Origin of the sequence: Streptomyces sp. NBC_00597 (genome assembly GCF_041431095.1) — a bacterium.
In the GTDB taxonomy this organism is placed as follows: Bacteria; Actinomycetota; Actinomycetes; order Streptomycetales; family Streptomycetaceae; genus Streptomyces.
The window spans coordinates 1539456-1561737 of record NZ_CP107757.1 but is presented as its reverse complement, the minus strand read 5'-3'; the positions used below and the strand labels follow the sequence as shown (position 1 = coordinate 1561737).

At 72.8% G+C, this 22282-nt stretch carries 15 protein-coding genes; 10 read left to right on the top strand and 5 right to left on the bottom strand.

From position 1 onward, the window contains the following. Window positions 1-26: 26 nt before the first annotated feature. Window positions 27-4034, top strand: a complete 4008-nt coding sequence (locus OG974_RS06655) for a tetratricopeptide repeat protein (protein ID WP_371645763.1) — start codon at window positions 27-29, stop codon at window positions 4032-4034. Here the strand turns inward: OG974_RS06655 and OG974_RS06650 are convergent. The 4 genes from OG974_RS06650 to OG974_RS06635 form a co-directional block, all read right to left on the bottom strand. After that, window positions 4027-4845 carry a hypothetical protein gene (locus OG974_RS06650; RefSeq protein WP_371645761.1) on the bottom strand — a complete coding sequence of 273 codons (819 nt, stop codon included), beginning with the start codon at window positions 4843-4845 and terminating at the stop codon, window positions 4027-4029. The genes OG974_RS06655 and OG974_RS06650 overlap by 8 nt on opposite strands. Before the next feature lie 196 nt (window positions 4846-5041). Then, entirely contained in the window at window positions 5042-6055 is a 1014-nt protein-coding gene (locus OG974_RS06645; protein ID WP_327281703.1) for a TolB-like translocation protein, read from the bottom strand. After that, on the bottom strand, window positions 6052-7389 hold the full coding sequence (locus OG974_RS06640; protein ID WP_328761595.1) for an MFS transporter: 1338 nt from the start codon (window positions 7387-7389) through the stop codon (window positions 6052-6054). Before OG974_RS06640 ends, OG974_RS06645 begins: the two co-directional genes overlap by 4 nt. A 113-nt stretch (window positions 7390-7502) precedes the next feature. After that, entirely contained in the window at window positions 7503-8411 is a 909-nt protein-coding gene (locus OG974_RS06635) for a glycosyltransferase family 2 protein (RefSeq protein WP_371645760.1), read from the bottom strand. Between the two features lie 407 nt (window positions 8412-8818). On the opposite strand from OG974_RS06635, the gene OG974_RS06630 reads away from it, so the two are divergent. From OG974_RS06630 to OG974_RS06600, 7 genes are all read left to right on the top strand, one after another. Beyond that, window positions 8819-9952 carry a Gfo/Idh/MocA family oxidoreductase gene (locus tag OG974_RS06630; RefSeq protein ID WP_327281700.1) on the top strand — a complete coding sequence of 378 codons (1134 nt, stop codon included), beginning with the start codon at window positions 8819-8821 and terminating at the stop codon, window positions 9950-9952. A gap of 88 nt (window positions 9953-10040) precedes the next feature. After that, window positions 10041-11045, top strand: coding sequence for an SDR family NAD(P)-dependent oxidoreductase (locus OG974_RS06625; RefSeq protein ID WP_329312626.1), 1005 nt, complete (start codon window positions 10041-10043; stop codon window positions 11043-11045). Then, window positions 11042-12232 carry a DegT/DnrJ/EryC1/StrS family aminotransferase gene (locus tag OG974_RS06620; RefSeq protein ID WP_371645757.1) on the top strand — a complete coding sequence of 397 codons (1191 nt, stop codon included), beginning with the start codon at window positions 11042-11044 and terminating at the stop codon, window positions 12230-12232. Before OG974_RS06625 ends, OG974_RS06620 begins: the two co-directional genes overlap by 4 nt. Further along, window positions 12229-13017 (top strand): NeuD/PglB/VioB family sugar acetyltransferase, encoded by a 789-nt coding sequence (locus OG974_RS06615; protein ID WP_327281697.1) that lies wholly within the window; start codon window positions 12229-12231, stop codon window positions 13015-13017. Before OG974_RS06620 ends, OG974_RS06615 begins: the two co-directional genes overlap by 4 nt. Next, entirely contained in the window at window positions 13014-14129 is a 1116-nt protein-coding gene (locus OG974_RS06610; RefSeq protein ID WP_329312624.1) for a DegT/DnrJ/EryC1/StrS family aminotransferase, read from the top strand. The genes OG974_RS06615 and OG974_RS06610 overlap by 4 nt, the downstream gene beginning before the upstream one ends. 21 nt (window positions 14130-14150) lie before the next feature. Continuing rightward, window positions 14151-17444 (top strand): DUF4082 domain-containing protein, encoded by a 3294-nt coding sequence (locus tag OG974_RS06605; protein ID WP_329312622.1) that lies wholly within the window; start codon window positions 14151-14153, stop codon window positions 17442-17444. After that, complete coding sequence (locus tag OG974_RS06600) at window positions 17441-18487, top strand: glycosyltransferase (protein ID WP_327281694.1); 1047 nt, start codon at window positions 17441-17443, stop codon at window positions 18485-18487. The genes OG974_RS06605 and OG974_RS06600 overlap by 4 nt, the downstream gene beginning before the upstream one ends. 68 nt (window positions 18488-18555) lie before the next feature. Here OG974_RS06600 and OG974_RS06595 read toward each other — a convergent pair whose 3' ends face one another. Next, a complete protein-coding gene (locus tag OG974_RS06595) occupies window positions 18556-19242 on the bottom strand; it encodes a hypothetical protein (RefSeq protein ID WP_327281692.1) in 687 nt (228 codons plus the stop codon). Window positions 19243-19337: 95 nt separating this feature from the next. Between OG974_RS06595 and OG974_RS06590 the strand changes: the two genes are divergently transcribed. Both OG974_RS06590 and OG974_RS06585 read left to right on the top strand, forming a co-directional pair. Continuing rightward, window positions 19338-21362 carry an O-antigen ligase family protein gene (locus OG974_RS06590; protein ID WP_328761585.1) on the top strand — a complete coding sequence of 675 codons (2025 nt, stop codon included), beginning with the start codon at window positions 19338-19340 and terminating at the stop codon, window positions 21360-21362. Then, window positions 21305-22276 (top strand): glycosyltransferase family 2 protein, encoded by a 972-nt coding sequence (locus tag OG974_RS06585; RefSeq protein WP_327281690.1) that lies wholly within the window; start codon window positions 21305-21307, stop codon window positions 22274-22276. Before OG974_RS06590 ends, OG974_RS06585 begins: the two co-directional genes overlap by 58 nt. The last annotated feature ends 6 nt before the right edge of the window (window positions 22277-22282 follow it).

Below are 22282 nucleotides of genomic sequence, written 5' to 3'. Positions count from 1 at the left end.
GACCGCACGGGTGTAGGGGGCACACGGTGGACGAAGCACGGCTGGTGGCAGTCACCGGCGCGGGCGGGCCCGGTTCGGGATACGTGATCGGGCCGCGGCTCGTCCTGACCTCTGCCCACGTCGTCGCCCGGGAAGCGGAGCGTACTGCACCCGTCCAGGTGTTCCGCCCCGGAGGGACGCACCTGTACGAAGGCCGGGTGGTGTGGTGGGGCCGTCCCGACGGCAGGGACGACGCAGCCCTGGTGCGCATCGACGACCCGCAATGGGTGCCGGTGGACGGGGAGTCCGTACGGTGGGGACGCTTCGTCACCCACCGGCCCGAACAGGCCGCCCAGACCTGGGGCGTACCGGAGATGGCCCAGCGGAACGGACAGCCCGTCGACACCAGGCAGCTGCCCGGGCACGTCAATCCGGGCAGTGGCCGCGTCACCAACCGGTACGTCTTCGACCTCGGGCAGCATCCACCCGATTGGCGGGGCCAGGGGAAGGGCACCTCGCCCTGGGGAGGGATGTCCGGCGCCCCGCTGTTCTGCGGACGCCTCCTGACCGGCGTGATCGCCGCGGACCCCGCCCACTGCGGCCACGGCGCACTCGTCGCCGTCCCCTCGTACGTGCTCCACGGCGACCCCGTGTTCCGCTCCGCCTGCGCGGAACACGGCGCGGGCGTGCCGGTGCTGGAGCCGGTGGAGTTCCAGCACCTGGCGGACATCGACCCGCCCGTCGCGGCCGAGGCCGAGGCATCCGGCTCCCCTGCGTTCCTGCTGCGCGCCGACCGCCAGGTCGTGCCCTTCCACGGCCGTGCCACGTGCCTCGACCTGCTGACCGATTGGTGCGGGCACGACGGCTTCGGCGCGTTCCTCCTCCACGGCCCCGGCGGGCAGGGCAAGACCCGCCTCGCCCACCAGCTCACGGCCCGGCTGGCCGGCGAGAAATGGGCCGCCCTGTGGCCCCGGGCACGCGCTGGACCGGGCGGCCTGGACGCCGTACGGGACGCGGTCAAACCCCTGCTGATCGTCCTCGACTACGCCGAAGCCCGCGCCGACCAGTTGGCCGCTCTGCTGGAAGCCGCCGCCGAACACCGGGGCAGGACCCGGCTCAAGGTGCTGCTGCTGGCCCGCACGGCCGGGGACTGGTGGGCCGAGGCGCAGACCGAACACCACCTCGCCGAAGTCCTGCTGGCCAACACCCGGGTCCACGAACTGCCGGATCTGGAACCCGTCGCGGCCGGCCGGCTCGGCGCGTACCTCGCAGCCCGCGCCGCCCTGGCCGCCGCGCTGACCACCTTCCCCGGATACGAGGGGCACGACTGGGTCGGCGTCCATGCCCGCGTGCCCGTTCCCGCCCTGGAACGGGACGGTTTCGGCAATGCCCTGACCCTGCACATGACCGCCCTGGCGGACCTGCTCGACGCGGCCCTGCCGCCTTGGCCCGCCGAAGCCTCCCCGCCGACCGGCCCGGCCGCCGGCGGCCGGCCGGAGGAAGAAGTGGAGGACCGGCTCCTCGCCCACGAAAGCCGCTACTGGCGGCGGACGGCCGATGCCGTGCCGCACCTCAAAGGACACCTGAGCCACGCCGCGCTCCGGGACGCACTCACCGCGGCCCAGCTGGTCGGAGCCGCGGACGAGGACCAGGCCGACGAAGTGCTGCGTCGGGTGCCCAGCCTCCAGGGGCAGCTCCGAGACCGCCGCAACGGCGTCCGTTCCTGGATCGGCTCCCTCTACCCGCCCGCCGAGGAGGGGCCGTGGGGCAGCCTCCAGCCCGACAGGCTCCGCGAACGCCTCGTCGGCCGTCGGCTGGAGGCCGATGCCCGGCTCGTCGACCACGTGGTCGACGGCTCCACCGAAGCCCAGGCAGTCGAACTCCTCACCCTGTGCACGCGCGCCGCCGCCCACCCCGTCTTCCGAGGCCGGCTCGACCGGATCCTGAGCGATCTGTGCGTCCGCCACCGCGCCGAACTGGCCCTGCCGGCCATCGACCTCGCCACCCGGGCCGGTGCGCCACAGCCGCTGCTCGACGCACTCCAGCGCCTGATCGCCGACCCCGGCGTCCCGCTGGACGAACTCCACCGGCTCGACCGAGGGCTGCCGAAGACCAGCCACCGCCTCGCGCCCTTGGCCGCGGACCTCGCGGCGCTCCTCGTCGAGCGGTACCGCCGGCGGCCACCGGACGACGCGCGCCAGCAGGCCGGCCTCGCACGCTGCCTCAACAACCAGTCCGTACGCCTCTCGGACTTGGGAGAACAGGAGTCGGCGCTGGCCGCGGCCGCGGAATCCGTGCAGCTGTGGAGGCAGCTGGCACGGCTGCACCCGTACGCTTCGCTCCCCGACCTCTCCGCGAGCCTCAACAATCTGGCCAGCCAGCTCGCGCGTGCCGGCCGGGACGAAGAAGCACTGGCCACGGTCACCGAGACCGTCGAGATCCGCAGGGAGCTCGTCCGACGGGACCCCGACGCCCATCTGGCAGACCTCGCCGGCGGACTGGTCAGCTTCGCCATCAGGCTCGACGGTATCGGGCGGCTGGACCAGGCGCTGCGCGTCGGCAACGAGGCGGTGACGGCCCATCGTGACCTGTACCGGCGCCATGGTGACGCAAAGCTGCCGGGGCTCGCCCACGCGTTGCACACCCTCGCCATCACCCTCAGGCGGACCGGACGCCACCAGGAGGCGTTCGACGCCAGCTCGGAGTCCGTGCGCCTCAGGCGCGAGCTGGCCGACCGACTGCCCGATGCGCACCTCTCCGACCTCGCCATGAGCCTCACCACCCTGGCCAACCTCCTCGAAGCCCTCGACCGGCCCGAAGAAGCACGTGGCGCCAACCAGGAGGCCGTGGACGTCTACCGCGAGCTCACCCGGCAGCGGCGCAACAGCTATCTGGAATACCTGGCCGGCACCGTCGCCAGCCTGTCCACTCGACTGGCCGCCCTCGGACTCCACGAGCAAGCCCTGGAGTTGAGCGGTGAGGCGGTCGATCTCGGGCGGGAGCTGAGCGAGCGCTCCGAGGCGTTCCTGCCGCTCCTGGCCTCAGCCCTGAACAACCGGTACGCCGATCTGCGCGCCGCCGACCGGGGCGAGGAGGCACTGGGAGCGGCGACCGAGACGGTGGACATCCTCCGCCGAGTGGCCGCCACCCGTCCGGAGGTGGCCCGCCCGGAGTTGGCCCGCAACCTCATGAACCGGGCCGTCTGCCTCAGTGACTTGGGACGGCATGCGGAGGGGCTCGCCGCCGGGGCCGAGGCGATCGAGCTGTACGGGGAACTGGCCGCGCAGCTCCCCGACGCCTATCTGCCCGACCTCGCCACCGGCCTCACCAACCAGTACCTCGCGCTGGAAGCGTTGCAACGGCCCGAGGAGGCACGGAAGCTGCTGGACCGGGCCACGGAGATCTACCGCGGACTCTCGGAGACACGGCCCGACGCGTACCTGCCCAAACTCGTCGAATGCTTCAACACGCGCATGGAGCGCCTGGCGGCGCAGGAACGGTACGAGCCGGCGGCCGAGGCGGCGGGAGAAGTCATCGACACGTTCGGCGCACTGGCCCAAATGCAGCCCGGGGAGTACCTGCCCCAGCTGCTCCGGGCGCAGACGTACCGGGCCACCCTGCTCGGTCGGTTGGACCGGCACGTCGAAGCACTGGAGGCCCTCGCTGCGGCCGTCACCACCGGCCGGAAACCGGTCGCACACTCCGCGGCCTTTCTCGCCACCCACGCCACGAACCTGACGGCGTACGCCTGGGGCCTGAGCACCGTGCTCGGCCGCCACGACGAAGCGCTCGAAGCCGGTGCCGAAGGCGTCGACGCCGCCCGACGACTCGCGGGAGAGGACTCCCGCGCCCTCCCCCTGCTGGCCGAATGCCTCTACCGCCACACCATGCAACTGTCGCTCCTCGACCGCCGGAGCGAAGCGCTGGCCGCCCTCGGGGAGACCATCGACCTCCTGACCGACCTCGACCGGGCCAGCCCCGGCACGTACGAGGCCGCCCTCCATCAGTGCTCGGAGCTGCGGGCCGCCATCCTCGGCGCCGGCCCGGTCAGTTGATCGGCTGCCGGGCCTCCGAGCGCACCTTGAGGGTCGTCTTGGCCAGCTGGTCGAGGTCGACGGAGCCGGGGCTCCGGCCCGCGGTTTCGGCCGAGACCACGGCGACCACGGCACCGGTGTTGTCGTCGGCCCAGGCGCACATCGGCAGGGTGGTCGTCTCTCCGTCCTGGACGGAGGTCAGCACCTGGCACGTCACGGTGATGTCGGAGCCGGCCGGCGTGAGGTCCTGCGGGAGGACCGCCGTCTTCGCCCCGTCGGCCTCCGCGGCCCCGGAGATCATCTTCCTGCGGGCACCCGCCGGGTCCTTGAACTGGCCGTACATTCCGGAGAGGGCGAGGACCCCCGGTGCCGTCGGCGAGCCGGACGCGTACCGGGCGGTGGCCGGCTGCGGGTTGCGGATCTTCGGGTCGTACGCGTCCTTGATCACTTCCTTGCCCTTGGTCTGCGATGCGTCCTCGGAGAGTTCGTACGTCCCGTCCACGAGGGTTTTCGGCACCGTGAGCCGGTACTCGGCCTTGGGGAACCCGGCCCCGGTGGTCTGGGCACCCACCTCGTTCACCCGGTTGAGCACGAGCCCGGCGACCACGAGCCCCGCCACTGTGGCCGCGATGGTCCCGACGGTCTTCCCGGTCCGGCTGCCGCCCGTGGGCGGGCCCATCGGCGGCTGCCCCCAGCCGCCCGGCGCCTGGTACGGCTGCGGAGGGTGGGAGTGCGCTGAAGGAGGCGGGTACTGGCCGCCGCCGTACGGACCGGGCTGCTGCGCAGGCCCGTACGGGCCGGGGGAGTAAGGGGACGAAGGGGGCATGCTCATGCCCGAACGCTACTTCACCCCCGCACGCGTCTCCTGCGGCCCCCTACCCGGCGTCCGCCGAACCACGGCCGTCCGGAGGCCACGGCAGGGCGACGTCGACGGAGCTCGCGCGATCCTCGTCCACCGCCCCGAAGGCGACGACCGAAGGGCCTCCACACTGCGCAAGACGCTGACGGGGGCCTTCGGCGTTCGGCGTTCAGCCGAGCCGGGTCGGGGAGGAGGCCGCCGGGGTCAGGATGCGGGGGGTGCCCGATCCGTCCGCCGGGACCGTCCAGAGGTCGGTGGTGTCCGGAGCGCCCTCGGCGGGCAGGGCGTAGGCCAGGGTGCGGTCGTCGAGCCAGAGTGCCTGGTCGTCCACGCTGCGCTTCTCGGCGAGCGGCTGCTCCCGCAGCGTCCGCAGGTCCAGTACGTGCTCGCGCCAAAGCGAAGCGCCGCGCATGACGCGCTTCTTGTACGCGACGCGGGTCTCGTCCGGGGACAGGGACGGACACTCCACGTTCTGGGCGAGGGCGGTAACGCTGCGCCGCGCGAGCGAGCCCTTGACCAGGTACGTCTGACCTGCCGTACCGAGGGTGGCGTAGAAGGTGTCGTCGTCCTTGGAGAAGGTGACGCCCCAGAAGTTCACGTCGCCCGAGGTGTAGGGGCGCCCGTCCAGCACGATGGAGAACTTCTCCAGATCCGGTTCGACCGCCCAGGTACGGGTGTCGACGATCGTCGTACGGGTGGAGAAGAACGCGGCGCCGTAGGACTCGCCGGAGACGAACACCGTCCAGGCGGCGAAGTGGCCGCTCGGTGAGACCCGGGCCCGGGACGGGGTCCCGGCGAGCGGGAAGGCGTGCAGGGTGCGCAGATCCGAGTCGACGATCAGGGCCCGGTTGTCCTGCGCGAGCGCCCCCGGGCTGGAGTTCAGGCACACGCCGGTGCCGGCGGCAGCGTGGAAGCGCTGACAGGTCAGGCCCGAGGCGGTGCGCTCGGCCTGCGGCTCCTGCCCCGGGACCGATACGAGGGCTCCGCGGTGCGGGCCCTGCGCGCCGTTGAGGAACGCCAGCCGGTCCTGCCGCCCGAGCGTGACCCGGCCGGCGGCGACCGTCGGGTCCCCCTCCTGCGTCTGCTCGGCGCGGGCGGCGGCGCGCAGCACCAGCGCGGTACCGAGGCCCCCGAGCAGCAGCACGGCCACCGCCAGTACGAGCAGCCGGCGTGAGCGCGTCATCGGGTTCCTCGGGGGAGTCGGTCCGGGTCCGGAGCGGAGCCCGGGGCGTCCGGGCGCAGGACGAAGCCGGCGACGGCCGTGCAGCAGCACAGCCCGGCCGCGGCGGCGGCGAGCGCCGGGCCCGCGCCCCAGAGCGTCCAAGCGGCGCCGATGGCGAGCGAGCAGCCGAAGCGGGCGAGCGCCCGGCCGGTGCCGACGAGGGCGATGCCGGTGGCCCGCAGCTCCGCGGGGACGGTCGCGGCGACGGCGGCGGGCAGCACCCCGTCGGTCGCGGCGTAGAACATGCCGTGCAGGACGAGGACCAGCCAGGGCAGGGCGGGCCAGTGGGGGGCCCACAGCAACAGCCCGTAGCCGGCCAGCAGGAGGGCGTGCCCGGTGAGGAACACGGTACGGCGCCCGATCCGGTCGGCCAGGGCGCCGGCCGGCACGGCCAGCAGCAGGAACACGGCGGCGGTGCCGAGGGGGAGCAACGGGAACCACTGCTCGTGGATTCCGCTGCGGTCCTGGAGCAGCAGGTAGAGGAAGGCGTCGCTGACGGTGGTCAGGCCCAGCAGCGCGGCGCAGACCGTCAGGGCGCGCAGCCGGGGCTGGCGCAGCAGGGCCAGCGCCTCCCGCACGTTCACCGCGTCGGGCTTCGCCGGGCCGGGACTCGCGCCACCGGGATCCACCGCGCCGGGGGCGGGGCCGGTCGGGCCGGGGCCCGCTCCCGACGGGACGAACAGCATCAGCACCACGACGCCGAGCACGGCGATGCACGCGCTGACACCGAACACGGCGTCGTATCCGCCCACCGCCATGTTCAGGATGAAGAAGGCGGTGAGCGGGCCGAGCAGGGCCCCGGTCGTGTCCATGGCGCGGTGTACGCCGAACGCCCGCCCCTGTAACTCCGCAGGTGTGGAAAGGGAGATCAGTGCGTCGCGCGGGGCGGTGCGCAGACCCTTGCCGGTCCGCTCCAGGGCGAGGACCACGCCCACCGGTCCGAGGCTGTGCGCGAGCAGCAGCAGCGGCTTGCACAGGGCGGACAGGCCGTAGCCGATCCCGGCGATCAGCTTGTGGTTGCGGACCCGGTCGGCGAGGTGGCCGCCGGTCAACTGCACCAGCGCGCTCACGCCGTTGTAGACGCCGTCGAGCGCGCCGAAGCCGAGCGGGCTCAGACCCAGTCCGGCGACCAGGTACAGCGGCAGCACCGCGGTGACCATCTCGGAGGAGACGTCGGTGATCAGGCTGACCGTGCCCAGTGCGAGAACGGCCGAAGCGACCGCCGGGGCCCGGACGGGCCCGCCGTCCGGTGCGGTCTTCGCGCCGGCGGGCGCGGAGCGGTCCGCGAGGTACATGGTTCCGAGCTCCCGGTGCCGACGGTCTGAGTCACTCGTACGTACGAACGGAACCCTAGTGGGTGTACGGGCCAACTGGGCGGCGTGCGCCCTGATTCGGCCCGCTCACGGGCTCAGCCCTGCCGGCTGCTCTCGTCGCGCAGCCATGTGGAGAAGTCCCCGCTGCGGATGGCCTTGCGGGATCCCCGGCGGGCGGCGAGGGCCGCCACGACGAACACCACGACCCCGGGCAGCAGGCTCGGCTGGGCCCGGAGCAGTGCGCGCAGATCGCCCGATCCGGTGCGCGCGGACGGTGCGGTCCGCGCCTGGGCGCCCGCCCGGGACCCGGACCGCTCCGACGCCCCCGGTGTCTTCGACGCCGCCGATGCCTGGAACCGCTCCAGCTCGGCGGACGACGTCGCCGCCCTGACCCGACGCCTGATCAGGTCCGCCCAGGTGCGGGGCGGATGCACCACGACCCGCGCCGCCTCGACCACGCGCCGCTCCTGCGGCGCGAACGCGAGGGACGCCGCCAGGTCGTCGGCCATCAGTGGGGGCAGGGCGGCGAGACGCGCGTGCCCCGGTTCGGTCACCGCGATGACCCCCCGTCCGAACAGCCCCTCGCGGACGGCCGGGAGCCGCTGCCAGACGCGGTAGTACGCGCGGACCGGCCAGGCGCACCCGGAGAGGGGGATGTCCCGTCCGGGCGCCGCGGCGAGGAGGCCGGGGCCGGAGGCGAGGGCTCCGGCCAGCGCCCGTACGTCGGCCGCCCCGAACACGACGTCGGCGTCGACGTACAGCCGGGGGAAGCCCCGCGCGTGCTCGTCCCCGACCCGAAGTGCCGTGTGCTTGGAGGGAGTCGGTATCTCCACCACCCGTACGCGGGGACCCCGCGCGCCCGCCACCGAGGCGGTGTCGTCCGTACAGCCGTTGCACACCACGACGATGTCGGGCCCGGAATCCGGGGTATCCGCCAGGAGCGCGTCGAGGAGCCGGCCGATGCCCCGGCCCTCGTTGTGGGCCGGGATCACGATGCTGGTCACCCCGGAAGTATGCACGCTCGAACACCCGGACCGACCGTTTCCTGCAACTCCACCCGGGGGTAGGCGCGGTGGTCTAGATTGAACCCAGCCGACCGGATTCGGCGTGCTTCGGCGACGCTGAAATCCAGCCGGAGCAAGGCAGTTGGGGAATTACGGGCTCGGCGGCTTGGGGGAACAGGCCACCTGCCCGTGGCCGGACCGGCGCGAGCGGCGCCGGGCGGCCGGGGGGCGGAAAGTACGTCGAAACACGTAGGCATCGGTTGTGGGGGGCCATCACCGTTGGGCAGGCATGCACGGGTCGCGCAGGCGTCCCGGCCGGCCGTCGGCGGCGCCCCCTTCCTTCGCACGCGTCCCCGCCATGGGTTGTCGACACGCCCGCGGGCGTGCGTGGAAGGAAGGGGAACGTTGTGAACGACACCGGGAAAGACACCGCGAAGGACACCGTGAAATTCGCGGGGCGCACCGCAGGAGCCGCAGGACCCGCGGGTCCGCGACGGATGGAGCGGTTAGGCGTCGCCGTCGTCGGCGCGGGCTACTGGGGCCCCAATCTCGTCCGCAACTTCCAGTCGAGTCCGGAGTTCCGGCTCCGTTGGCTCTGCGATCTGAACGTCGACCGGGCCCGGAAGGTGCTCGGCGGCTACTCCACCGTCCAGGCGACCGCGGACTACGCGGCCGTCCTTGCCGACCCGGCCGTCGAGGCCGTCGCCGTGGCCACCCCGGCCGGCACCCACCTCGACGTGGCGCTGGCCGCCCTGCGCGCCGGCAAGCACGTCCTCGTGGAGAAGCCCCTCGCGGCCACGTACGAGGACGGTCTGCGCCTGGTCACCGAGGCGGAGGCGCGCGGCCTCACCCTCATGTGCGACCACACCTACTGCTACACGCCGGCCGTCGGCCGCATCCGCGAGATGGTCCGGGCGGGCGACCTCGGCGAGATCCAGTTCTTCGACTCGGTCAGGATCAACCTGGGGCTCGTCCAGAAGGACGTCGACGTCCTGTGGGACCTGGCCCCCCACGACCTGTCGGTCCTCGACTTCATCCTCCCGGAGAACGTGCGGCCCGTCGCCGTCGCCGCGCACGGGGCCGACCCGATCGGCGCCGGCCAGTCCTGCGTCGCCTATCTGACGCTCACGCTCAACACCGGCGCCATCGCCCACGTGCACGTCAACTGGCTGTCCCCGGTCAAGGTCCGCACCACGATGGTCGGCGGATCCAAGCGCACCCTGGTGTGGGACGACCTCAACCCCACCCAGCGCATCGCCGTGTTCGACCGCGGGGTGGACATGACCGCTCCGCAGGAGATCGGCGCGGACGAACGCCGCGACATGCTCGTCTCCTACCGCAGCGGCGACATGGTGGCCCCCGCGCTCGGCGAGAAGGAAGCCCTGCGCAGCATGGTCGAGGAGTTCGCCGCCGCCGTCAGGACACGCCGACCGGCACTGACCGACGGCCGGTCGGGCCTCCAGGTCCTCGACATCCTCGAAGCGGCCTCCCGCAGCCTGGAGTTCCGCGGCGCGGTCGTCGGACTGCGCACCGGCCGTTGACCGTTCGCGGCACCACCGCGCCCGCAGCCGCGCACACCGCGCCGGGCGCAGCACGAAACACCATGACCGACTCAGTAGGGGCAGGGCGTTGAGCAGCGTACGAGGCAAGAGGATTCTGGTCACCGGCGGAGCGGGCACCATAGGTTCGCACGTGGTCGACCTGCTGGTGGACAACGGGGCGCGCGAAGTCGTGGTGCTCGACAACTTCGTCCGGGGGCGCGCCGCCAACCTGGCCCGCGCCCTGGAGAGCGGCGTCGTGGACGTCGTCGAGGGAGACATCCGCGACACGGCCGCGGTCCGCAAGGCGACCGAGGGCGCCGAGCTGGTGTTCCACCTCGCCGCCATCCGGATCACCCAGTGCGCGGAGGAGCCGCGCCTGGCGAACGAGGTACTGGTCGACGGCACGTTCAACGTACTGGAGGCGGCGGTCGCCGCCGGGGTGGGCAAGGTCATCGCCTCGTCCTCGGCCTCGGTCTACGGCCTCGCCGAGACCTTCCCCACCACGGAGCGCCACCACCCGTACAACAACGACACCTTCTACGGGGCGGCGAAGGCCTTCAACGAGGGCGTGCTGCGCAGCTTCCACGCCATGTACGGGCTGGACTACATCGCCCTGCGCTACTTCAACGTGTACGGGCCCCGCATGGACATCCACGGGCTGTACACCGAGGTGCTCATCCGCTGGATGGAACGGATCACGGCGGGCGAGCCGCCGCTGATCCTCGGCGACGGCACCCAGACGATGGACTTCGCCGACGTCCGGGACATCGCACGGGCCAACCTCCTCGCCGCCGAATCCGACCTGACCGACGAGGTGTTCAACGTCGCCAGCGGGTCCGAGACCAGCCTGCGCGACCTCGCGGTCGGGCTGCTGGAGGCCATGGGCGCGGAGGGGATGGTGCCGGAGCACGGCCCGGCCCGCGCCGTGAACGGAGTCACCCGGCGCCTCGCCGACACCTCGCGGGCTTCGGAGCGCCTCGGTTTCACCACCGAGATCGACATGCGCCGCGGACTGCGGGACCTGGTGGACTGGTGGCGGTCCGAGCGCGCGGCGGACGCGGAGGCCGGCACCGACGCGGAGGGCCGCCGATGAGCGCCCAGGACCCCGTACGCGCCCAGGACCCCGTACCCGCCCAGGCCCCCGCGCCCGGCCGCATCCCCGTCATGGTCCCGTGGCTCGGTGAAGAGGAGGCGCGGGCGGCCGCCGACGCGGTGCTCTCGGGCTGGGTGGCCCAGGGTCCCCGCGTCACCGAGTTCGAGCGGGCCTTCGCCGAACGGGTGGGCGCCGAGCACGGCATCGCCGTGAGCTCGTGCACCACCGCCCTGCACCTGGCGCTGATCGCGCTCGACCTCGGCCCGGGCGACGAAGTGGTCGTACCCTCGCTGTCCTTCATCGCCACCGCCAACGCGGTGCGGTACGTGGGCGCGCACCCGGTGTTCGCGGACGTCGAGGAGGCCACCGGGAACCTGACCCCCGACACCGTGGACGCCGTACGCACCCCGCGGACGAAGGCGGTCCTCGCCGTCCACCAGGGCGGGGTGCCGGCGGACGTGCACGCCCTGCGCGCGGCGTGCGCCGACTGGGGCGTCCCGCTCGTCGAGGACGCGGCCTGCGGGATCGGCGCGACCGTGGGCGGCAAGTCGGTGGGCCACGGCGCCCTGCTCGCCGCCTGGTCTTTCCACCCCCGCAAGGTGATCACCACCGGTGAGGGCGGCATGGTGACCACCGACGACGCCCAGTGGGCGCAGCGCCTGCGCCGCCTGCGCGAGCACGGCATGAACGTGTCCGCGGCGCAACGGCACGCCAGCAGCAAGCCCATCGCCGAGAGCTATCTGGAGGTCGGCTACAACTACCGGATGACCGACATCCAGGCCGCGGTCGGCCTGGTGCAGCTCGGCAAACTGGACGCGATCGTGGCCCGCCGCCGCGAACTGGCCGCCCGGTACGGCCGGTTGCTCGACGGCATCCCCGGTCTGCGCCCGGTCCGCGACCCCGGCCACGGCGAAGGCAACTTCCAGTCGTACTGGGTGCTGCTGACCGAGGACTACCCCGTCGGCCGCGACGAGCTCCTCGCGGTGCTGGCCGAGGCCGGGATCTCAGCCCGGCGCGGGATCATGGCCTCGCACCTGGAACCGGCGTACGCCGGGCACGCAGCGGCGCCGCTGCCGGTGACCGAACGGATCAGCCGCGACTCGCTGATCCTGCCGCTGTTCCACACGATGACGCACGACCAGCAGGACCGGGTGGTCGCGGCACTGCGCGCACGAGCCGCCGGATGACCGCCCCCGACGGCCGGGGCGCCGGGGCGCTGGCGACCGAGGACCTGCTGGTCGTCGGGGCGGGCGGATTCGCGCGCGAGACCGCCCAGGCCGTACGGGACGCGGCCGCCGCCGACCGGGAGCGCGGCCGCGCACCGCGGTGGCGGCTCGCCGGGCACCTGGACGACGACCCGGCCCTGCACGGCCGGGACGTGGACGGGGTGCCGGTGCTGGGCGGCAGCGACCTGGTGCACCGGCGCCCCGGGGCCCGGGTCGTGGTCTGCGTGGGCAGCCCGCGCGACTACGCCGTACGGGCCCGCCTCGTGCGGCGCCTGGCCCTGCCCGAGGACCGGTACGCGACCGTGGTGCACCCCACGGCCGCCGTCTCGGCGTCCTCGGTGCTCGGTGCGGGCTCGGTCCTGCTCGCGCACTGCGTGCTGACCGCGGCCGTACGGGTGGGGGCCCACGTGGCGGTGATGCCGCACGCGGTCCTCACCCACGACGACACGGTCGGGGACTTCGCCACGCTCGCCTCGGGGGTCCGCCTGGGCGGCGGGGTCCGGCTGGGGCGCGGGGCGTACGTGGGCGCGGGCGCCCTGGTCCGGGAGGGCACGACGGTCGGCGCCTGGTCGCTGACCGGCATGGGGAGCACGGTCCTGGCCGATGTGCCGCCCGGCGAGGTGTGGGCCGGAAGCCCGGCCCGCCGGCTGCGCGAGGCGGGTGGCCCGGCGCTCGAAGAGCTGCGGGCCGATGACGAACGGACCGGCCGCAGGCCGGAGACACGGATGGGGAGCACAGTCGGATGAACCGGATACCGCTCGTGGACCTGCAGGCGGCGCACGCCGAGGTCGCGCAGGAGATACGCGCAGGATTCGACCGGGTGCTGGCCGACACCGCCTTCATCGGCGGTGAGGAGGTCCGCGCCTTCGAGCGCGAATACGCAGCCTTCGCCGGGGTCGGGCACTGCGTCGGCGTGGCCAACGGCACCGACGCGCTCGAACTGGCCCTGCGCGCCAGTGGGGTCGGCGTCGGCGACGAGGTGGTACTGCCCGCCAACACGTTCATCGCCACCGCCGGTGCCGTCGCCCGGATCGGCGCCCGGCCGGTCCTGGTCGACTGCCTGCCCGACACCCTGCTCATGGACCCGCAGGCCGCGCTGGACGCGGTCGGCAGGGCCACCCGGGCCGTCGTCCCGGTCCACCTGTACGGACAGTGCGCCGCAGCCGCGGAACTGGCCGCGCAGCTGCCGGCGCACGCCAAGGTCGTCGAGGACGCCGCGCAGAGCCAGGGCGCCACCCGCGCCGGCCGCACGGCCGGCAGCGGCGGGATCGCCGCCACCAGCTTCTACCCGGGCAAGAACCTGGGCGCGTACGGCGACGCGGGCGCGGTCGTGACCGACGACGAGGAGACGGCCGACCTCGTTCGGGCCCTGGCCAACCACGGCGGCATCGCCAAGTACCGGCACGACGTGGCCGGGTTCAACAGCCGGCTCGACGGCCTCCAGGCCGTCGTGCTGCGGGCCAAGCTCGCCCGCCTCGCCGACGGGAACGCGGCCCGCCGCGCCGCCGCCGCCTGCTACGACGAACTGCTCGCCGACCTGGCGGCGGCCGGACGCCTGACCCTGCCCGTCACCGCGGCGGACAACGTCCACGTGTGGCACCTGTACGTCGTCCGGGTCAGCGGAGCCGACCGCGACGAGGTCGTCGGCAAGCTCAACGCGGAAGGCATCGGTGCCGGCGTGCACTATCCGGCCCCGGTCCACCTCACCCCGGCCTTCGGCCACCTCGGTCACGGCCGCGGGGCCTTCCCGCACGCCGAGCGGGCCGCGGACCGGATGCTCTCCCTCCCGCTCTTCCCGCAGATCACCGCCGCCCAGCAGCAGCGGGTCGTGGACGCCCTCACGAGCGCCCTGCTCTGACGCAGAACAAATGAGGTACAGATGAACAGACGGACAAGGCTGATCCGGTACGGCCTCTTCACCGTGGTCGCGGCGCTCATGACCGCGCTCTTACCGCCGGCCGTGGCGGGCGCCGTGGACCCCTGCGGTCCCGGCACCAACGCGATCGTGTGCGAGAACTCCAAACCGGGCACGCCGATGTCCGACTGGTTCGCGCCCAGCGCCTACGGCGACATCAAGGGCTTCAGCGCCCAGATGAGCGTCCAGGCGGGCGACACCGTGCAGTTCAAGGTGCAGTCGTCGACCCCGTACCACGTCTCGGTCTACCGGCTGGGCTACTACGGGGGCGACGGGGCCCGCCTGATGTCGACCGCGGTACAGGCGGCCCAGACCTACCCGGCGAACTTCCTGCCGGGCGGCAACCCCCGCAGCTGCACCACCAAGCCCGCCACCGGGCTGGTGGACTGCGGCAACTGGCCCGTCACCGCGACGTGGAGCGTGCCGTCCGACGCCGTGTCCGGCCTGTACGTCGCCAACCTCGACCAGGCCGACGGCAACGGGGTCATGCCGTACCCGTTCGTCGTCCGCAACGACTCCAGCCACTCCGACATCGTCGTCCAGACCAGCGACCAGACCTGGCAGGCGTACAACGACTACGGCGGCCAGGACCTCTACGGAGGCGGCGGGCCCGCCCCCGACGGCCGGGCGTACGAGGTCAGCTACAACCGGCCCATGGACATCGGCGGCGAGAACGGCATCTACGGCTCCGAGTACCAGATGCTCTCCTGGCTGGAGCGCAACGGCTACGACGTCAGCTACACATCCGGCATCGACATGTCGACCAGGGGCGCGGCCCCGCTGCAGAACCACAAGGTCTTCATGTCCTCCGGGCACGACGAGTACTGGACGCAGGACCAGTTCACCAACGCCCTCACCGCCCGCCGAGCCGGGGTGAACCAGACCTACTTCAGCGGCAACGAGATCTTCTGGAAGACCCGGCTGGCCCCCAGCAACGACGGCACCAACACCGCGAACCGGACCCTGGTCTGCTACAAGGAGACCAAGCTCTCCTTCCCCCAGCCCAACGGCGTTCCCGACCCGAGCGGGATCTGGACCGGCACCTTCATGGACCCGGCCAGTTCCACGAACGGCCGGCCCTACCAGCCGCAGAACCAGCTGACCGGCTCGCTGTTCAGCGTGAACGGCTACCGCAGCGACGCCATCACCGTCCCCGGCTCCTTCGCCAGGATGCGGATGTGGCGCAACACCACGGTCGCCTCCCTCACCCCCTCCCAGACCGCCACGTTCCCCGTCGGCACCCTCGGGTACGAATGGGACAGCGACGTGGAGGACGCGGCCCGCCCGCCCGGCCAGATCCAGCTGTCGTCCACCACCGTGGACATCAACGACGGCAAACTGCGCCTCGACTACGGCAACACCTACGGCAACGGCACCGCCACCCACAGCCTCGTCGCCTTCCGCGACCAGACCTCGCACGCCCTGGTCTTCGGCGCGGGCACCGTGCAGTGGTCCTGGGGCCTGACCAACATGCCCACGGGCAACCCCGACGACACCGTGGTCACCGCCGACAAGCGGATGCAGCAGGCCACCGTGAACGTCTTCGCCGACATGGGCGTCCAGCCCAAGTCCCTGCAGAGCGACCTGGTCGCCACGACCGCCTCCACGGACACCACCGGACCGGCCGTCACCGTGACCAGCCCCGCCGCGGGCGCCACCGTCCCCGCCCTGCGGCCGGTGACCATCACCGGCACCGCCACGGACACCGGCGGCGTCGTGGCCCGCGTCGAGGTCTCCACCGACGGCGGCACCACCTGGAAGGCGACCACCGGGGTCGGCTCCTGGAGCTACAAGTGGACCCCGACCGCCCCCGGAGCCGTACAGCTCAAGGTCCGTGCGGTGGACGACAGCGTCAACATCGGCGCCACCACCACCGTCCCCCTCACCGTCGGTCCCCAGCAGTGCCCCTGCACCGTCTGGCCGGCCGCAGCCGTACCGGGCACCGTCAACGCCGGCGACGGGAGCGCCGTCGAACTCGGCGTGAAGATCCGCTCCTCCACGCCCGGCTCCATCACGGGCGTCCGCTTCTACAAGTCCCCGGCCAACACCGGCACCCACACCGGCAGCCTGTGGAGCAGCAGCGGCCAGCGCCTGGCCACCGGAACCTTCACCAACGAGACGGCGTCGGGCTGGCAGCAGCTGAACTTCGCCTCACCGGTCCCGGTCAAGGCCAACACCACTTACATCGCCTCCTACTTCGCCCCCAACGGCGGGTACTCCTTCGACAACACCTTCGCCACCGCCGACGCCGGGCTCGCCCCGCTGACCGCGCTGCGCAGCGGGACCGACGGAGGCAACGGCGTGTACCGCTACAGCGCCACGGGCGGGTTCCCCTCCACGGCGTCGTCCGGCAGCAACTACTGGGTCGACGCGGTCCTGGACACCTCCGCCGCGAGCACCACACCGCCCTCCGTCACTGCCACCACCCCGCAGTCCGCGGCCGTCGGCACGTCGATCACCACGCAGCTGGGCGCCACCTTCAACGAGGGCATCGACGCCGACACGCTCGCCTTCACCGTCAAGGACGCCAGCGGGGCCGCCGTCCCCGGCAACAAGGTCCTCAGCGCCTCCAACAGCGCCACCTTCACCCCGTCCACCGAACTCGGGCTGAACACCACGTACACGGCCTCCGTGCAAGCGGCCGACCTGTGGGGCAACACCATGGCGGCGCCCGTCACCTGGACGTTCACCACCAGCACCAGCCCGCCCACGGTCAACTGCCCCTGCACCCTGTGGGGGTCCTCCACCGTACCCAGCACCCCGAGCGTCACCGACGACACCAACTCCGTCGAGCTGGGCACCCGCTTCCAGTCCGCGGCCAACGGCTACGTCACCGGCATCACCTTCTACAAGGGCCCCGGGAACACCGGCACGCACACCGGCAGCCTGTGGTCGGCCAGCGGCACGCTCCTCGCGACCGGCACCTTCGGCAGCGAAACCCTGTCCGGCTGGCAGCAGCTCCACTTCACTACCCCGGTGCCCATCACCGCCGGCACCAGCTACGTGGCGTCCTACCACGCCCCGAACGGCAAGTACGCCGTGGACGGCGGCTACTTCACCGCCGCACACCGCTCCTACCCGCTGGTCGCTCCGGCCGACGGCAGCGGCGGTGCCAACGGCCTCTACAAGTACGGTGCTTCCGCCGCCTTCCCCACCAACACCTTCGGCTCCGTGAACTACTGGGTCGGGCCGGTGTTCACCACCACGGCTCCGGCCGGTCTCGCCGCGTCGGGTTCCACGGAGGTGGCCGCCCAGTGAGCACCGTCAGCGTGGTGATCCCCTGCTACAAGTACGGCCACTTCCTGGCCGACTGCGTCAAGAGCGTCCTGGACGAGCAGCCCGGCGTCGACGTACGGGTGCTGATCATCGACGACGCCTCGCCCGACGACTCCGCGGACGTCGCGCGCGCCCTCGCGGCCGCCGACCCCCGGATCGAGGTGCGGGTCCACGAGCGCAACCAGGGCCACATCGCCACCTACAACGAAGGCCTGCTGGAATGGGCCGACGGGGACTACACGGCCCTGCTCTCGGCCGACGACCGGCTCGTCCCCGGGGCCCTGGTGCGCGCCGCGGCCCTGCTCGACGCCCACCCCGAGGTCGGCTTCGCCTACGGCCGGCCGCTGCGGTTCCGGCACGGGGGACCGCTCCCCGCCGCCCGGACCCACGGCACCGGCTCCGTGGTCTACCCCGGACGGTGGTGGCTGGAACGCCGCTTCCGGGAGGGCACCGGGTGCATCACCTCGCCCGAGGTGGTCGTCCGCACCAGCCTCCAGCGCAAGGTCGGAGGCTACGACCCGGACCTCCCGCACGCGGGCGACATCGAGATGTGGATGCGGCTCGCGGCGCACGCCGACGTCGGTTACGTCCGCGGGGCCGACCAGGCCTTCTACCGCGTCCACGGCAACAACATGTCCACCACGGACTTCGGCGGCCAGCTCGACGACCTGCGCCAGCGCCTCGTCGCCTTCGACTCGGTACTGGAGAAGTGCGGCGGCCTGCTCCCGGAGGCCGGCCGGCTGTCGGACCTCGCGCGGACCCGGCTCGCCCGGTACGCGCTGCGCCGCGCCTACCGCGCGTACGACCGGGGCCGCACCGGCGTGGTGCCGGTCGACGAGCTGGAGGCGTTCGCCGCGGAGTGCCTGCCGGGCTACGCCTCGCTCGCCGAGTACCGGGCGCTGCGCAGGCGCCGGCGGGTCGGGGCCCGCGTGATGCCGTACCTCCAGCCGCTGGTGCTCTCCGCCGTCGTTGACCGGGGGCGCGAGTGGCTGTGGTGGCAGTCCTGGAAACGCCGAGGGATTTGATGAACCAGCAGCACCAACAGCACCACCGCCCCGTCCTCGGGGCACCGCCGGCCCGGCGGCCCGCTTCCTCAGCGGGCCGCCGCGGCCACGGCCGCGGGCACCCGGCTCCCGGCCCCGTCACTCACCGGACCGGTGTCGGCGCCCTCGCGCCGGCGCCGGTTCCGGCGCGTCACGAGCTGATCGGTCCACAGGGCCGCGGCCACGGCGCACACCCCGGCGAGCAGCGCCGTCCCGGCCAGTGCGCGGCTCTTGGTCCCGGTCTGGGCCACCGCGGTCGGCGGCACCAGAAGGGTCACGCTCATCCGTGCCCGCTCCGGGATCTGCTGCTCGGCCTGCATGGCCGCGAGGTGCTTCGTATAGGCCTCGACGACCTTCAGCACGGCCAGGTTGGCCGCGGCCGGCTCCGCGTGCTCCGCCTGCACCTGGAGCGAGGGGATCAGATAGCGGGGGGTGACGCTGGTGCCGCTGTTGCGCGGGATCAGCCGGTAGGTGCCGCCGCTCACCCCCGCGGCGTGCAACTCGGCCGCCCCCGCAGGCGATTCGAGCTGTTGGACCGCCGCGTAGGACACCGCGGCGAGCGGCGGCTGGAGATTGGCGAGCTGGTTGGGCTGGCTGCCCGTCACCGGCGGCTTGAGCACGACGATCGCCGAGCTCACGTAGGTCTGTTCGGGGCGGAGCACCTGCACGGCTCCGGCGGCCGCGAGCACCGCCACCAGGACCAGGACGTACCAGCGGCGGCGAAGCGTGCGGAACAACTCACCAGGCGACACAGCATTCCTTCCGTCGCGTTCGATCTTTCCAGGACGCGGGTCGGCCCGCCATCGGTTCCGCCAGTCAGGAGGGGGCGTTCGTGAGCATCGGTGAGATGGCGGCCGTGCTGCGGCGCCGCTGGTACGTCATGGTGCCCCTGACGGTGCTCGGACTCCTCGCGGGCCTGCACCTGTACCGGTCGGTGCCCGTGGCGTACCAGTCGCAGAGCTCGGTGGCGCTGCTCGACTCCACTGCGGTGGCCGAACTGGCCCCCGCCTTCGGCAACCCCATCTCGAACGCGGGAGGTTCACTGGTGGTGACCGCCGACGTGCTGATCAGGACCCTGTCCGGAGCCGACGCGGCGCGCGACCTGCAGGGCCTCGGGGTGAGCGACCCCTACACGGTCGGCTTCGCCGCGAACACCTCGGGCCCGATGCTGACCCTGACCGTCACGGGCACCGACCGGGCGAAGGTCCTCAAGGAGACCAGCACCCTGACGACGTTCGCCGGCGAGCAGCTCAACGCCCTCCAGGCAGCCGCCAAGGTACAGCCCGCGTACTTCGTGCAGACGGCGCCCGTCGTGCTCCCGCAGACACCGGTGCCGCAGCTCAAGTCCCGCTACCAGCAGGTGCTGGGCGTCGTCATCGCCGGCGTGACCGCCGGCTTCACCCTCTCCTTCGTCACGGAGACCCTGCTGGTGGCCCGCCGCCGCAGGCGCGAAGCCGCCGCCCTGGCCGGCGCGGCGAAGGCGCGCGTGCGCAGGAGGCTGCCGGGCCGCGCGCCGGACGCCGCCGCACTGCTCAGCGGCTACCTCGGCCTGGCCTTCTTCATCCCGTCGAACCTGACCCTGCCGGGCATGGGTGGGGTCGGTACACCGGCCAACGTCTTCGCCCTCCTGGGCCTGTTCTGGTACCTGGCGACCTGGCTGACCGGCCGGATCCGGGCGGCCACCGGCACCCGGCTGCCCCGCGTCGTGATGTGGCTGCTCGCCGTCTCGGTCCTCGCCTCGTACCTCGCCAACGCCACCCGGGGCAGCACCCACAAGGAGGTGCTCGGCGCCGACCGCGGGCTGATCGGACTGCTCGTCTGGGTGTCCATCGTGGTGCTGGTCTCGGCCGGCATCCAGGACCGGGCCCGCCTCGACACCCTGCTGCGGCGGGCCGTGGTGATGGCCTCGGTGGTGGCCGCCATCGGCTACTACGACTTCTTCACCGCGACGAACATCGCCGAACACATCAGCATCCCCGGACTCCACTCAAGCGTCGCGCAGATCACCACGCTCGACCGCGGGGCGTTCACCAGGCCGCGCTCCACCACGGCCCAGCCACTGGAGTTCGGCGGCATGCTCGCCCTGCTGCTGCCCTTCGCCGTACAGCAGGCCTTCGACCCGGTCCGCAGCCACCTCAGCCGGTGGCGGCGCTGGGGCCCGGTGGTCCTGATGGGCGGCGCCCTGCCGCTGACGGTGTCGCGGACCTCCATCATCGGGGCGCTCATCGTCGTACTCGTGATGGTGCCCCGTTGGAAACCGCAGCGGCGCTGGACCGCGATCGGCCTGCTGATGGGGTCGGTGGCCTGCTTCAAGGTCCTCGTCCCCGGCCTGATCGGCACCATCACCACACTGTTCGGGTCCTTCCTGTCGAACTCCGACAGCAGCACCCAGGCCCGTACCGTGAAGTACAGCGCGATCGTCCCCTACCTGGAGGAACGACCCCTCTTCGGGCGCGGCCTGGGAACCTTCACCCCCGACCTCTACTTCTTCACCGACAACCAGTACATGCTCACCCTGGCGGAGATGGGCCTGTGCGGCCTGCTCGCCCTCATGGCGCTGTTCCTCATCGGAATCCACCAGGGCGGTGCCATCCGCCGCCTCGCCACCGACGAGTCCGACCGGGAACTCGGCCAGGCGTTCTTCGCCTCGGCGCTCGTCGCCCTCGTCAGCAGCGCCACCTTCGACGCCCTCAGCTTCCCGATGTTCGCCGGGATGTTCTTCCTGACGATCGCCGCCGGAGGCAGTTACCTCGGCTTCATCCGGCGCGGTGCGCCGAAGCCCCTCACCGTGGAGTCCCCATGCCCTCCCGCCGCCACCCGGCCCCGCAGGACCGAAGTCGCGCAGCCGGTCCCGTAGCCGTCGTCGTCGTCACGTGGAACAGCGCCCGGGTCCTGCCCGAGTTCCTCGCCTCCCTACCGGAGGGCATGGCCGGGCTCGACTGGCGTCTGGTCGTCGCCGACAACGACTCCGCCGACGACACCGTCGGCCTGCTCCGCTCGCTGGCCCCCGACGCGACGGTCGTCCAGACCGGCCGCAACGCCGGGTACGCGGCCGGGGTGAACGCCGCCCTGGAGGCCGCAGCCACGTGGGAGGGCGGCTTCCGCGCCGCCCTCGTGTGCAATCCGGACATCCGGATGCGGCGGGGCTGCGCCGCGCTCCTCGTCGACGCGCTCGACGTCCCCCTGGCCGGCGGCCGTCGCGTCGGGATCAGCGTCCCGCTGCTGTACGAGGAGGACGGGGCGCTCCAGCACTCGCTGCGCCGGGAGTCGCGCGTGACGCGCGCCCTGGGCGAGGCGGTGATCGGCAACCGGCGGGCCGGACGCTTCCCGCGGTGGAGCGAGCTGGTCACCGACCCGGAGGCGTACGGGCGGGCGACCGTCGCCGACTGGGCGACCGGCGCGCTGATGGCTCTCTCCCGGGACTGCCTGGATGCCTGCGGAGCCTGGGACGAATCCTTCTTCCTGTACTCGGAGGAGACCGAGTACTGCCTGCGGGCCCGGGACCGCGGCTTCGCGACCCGTCTCGAACCCGCCGCCTCGGCCGTCCACCTCGGCGGCGACTCGCAGGTCTCGCCACGCCTGTGGACCCTCCTGACCCTCAACCGGGTACGGCTCTACCGCCGCCGGCACGGGGCGGCAGCGACCGCGGCCTTCCGGGGGGCCGTCCTGCTGCGGGAGACCTCGCGGGCGGCGCTCGGCCGGCCGGCGAGCCTGGCGGCGGCCCGGGCCCTGGCCACCCCCTCCGCACTGCGCGCTACCCCCGGGCCCTGACCGGAC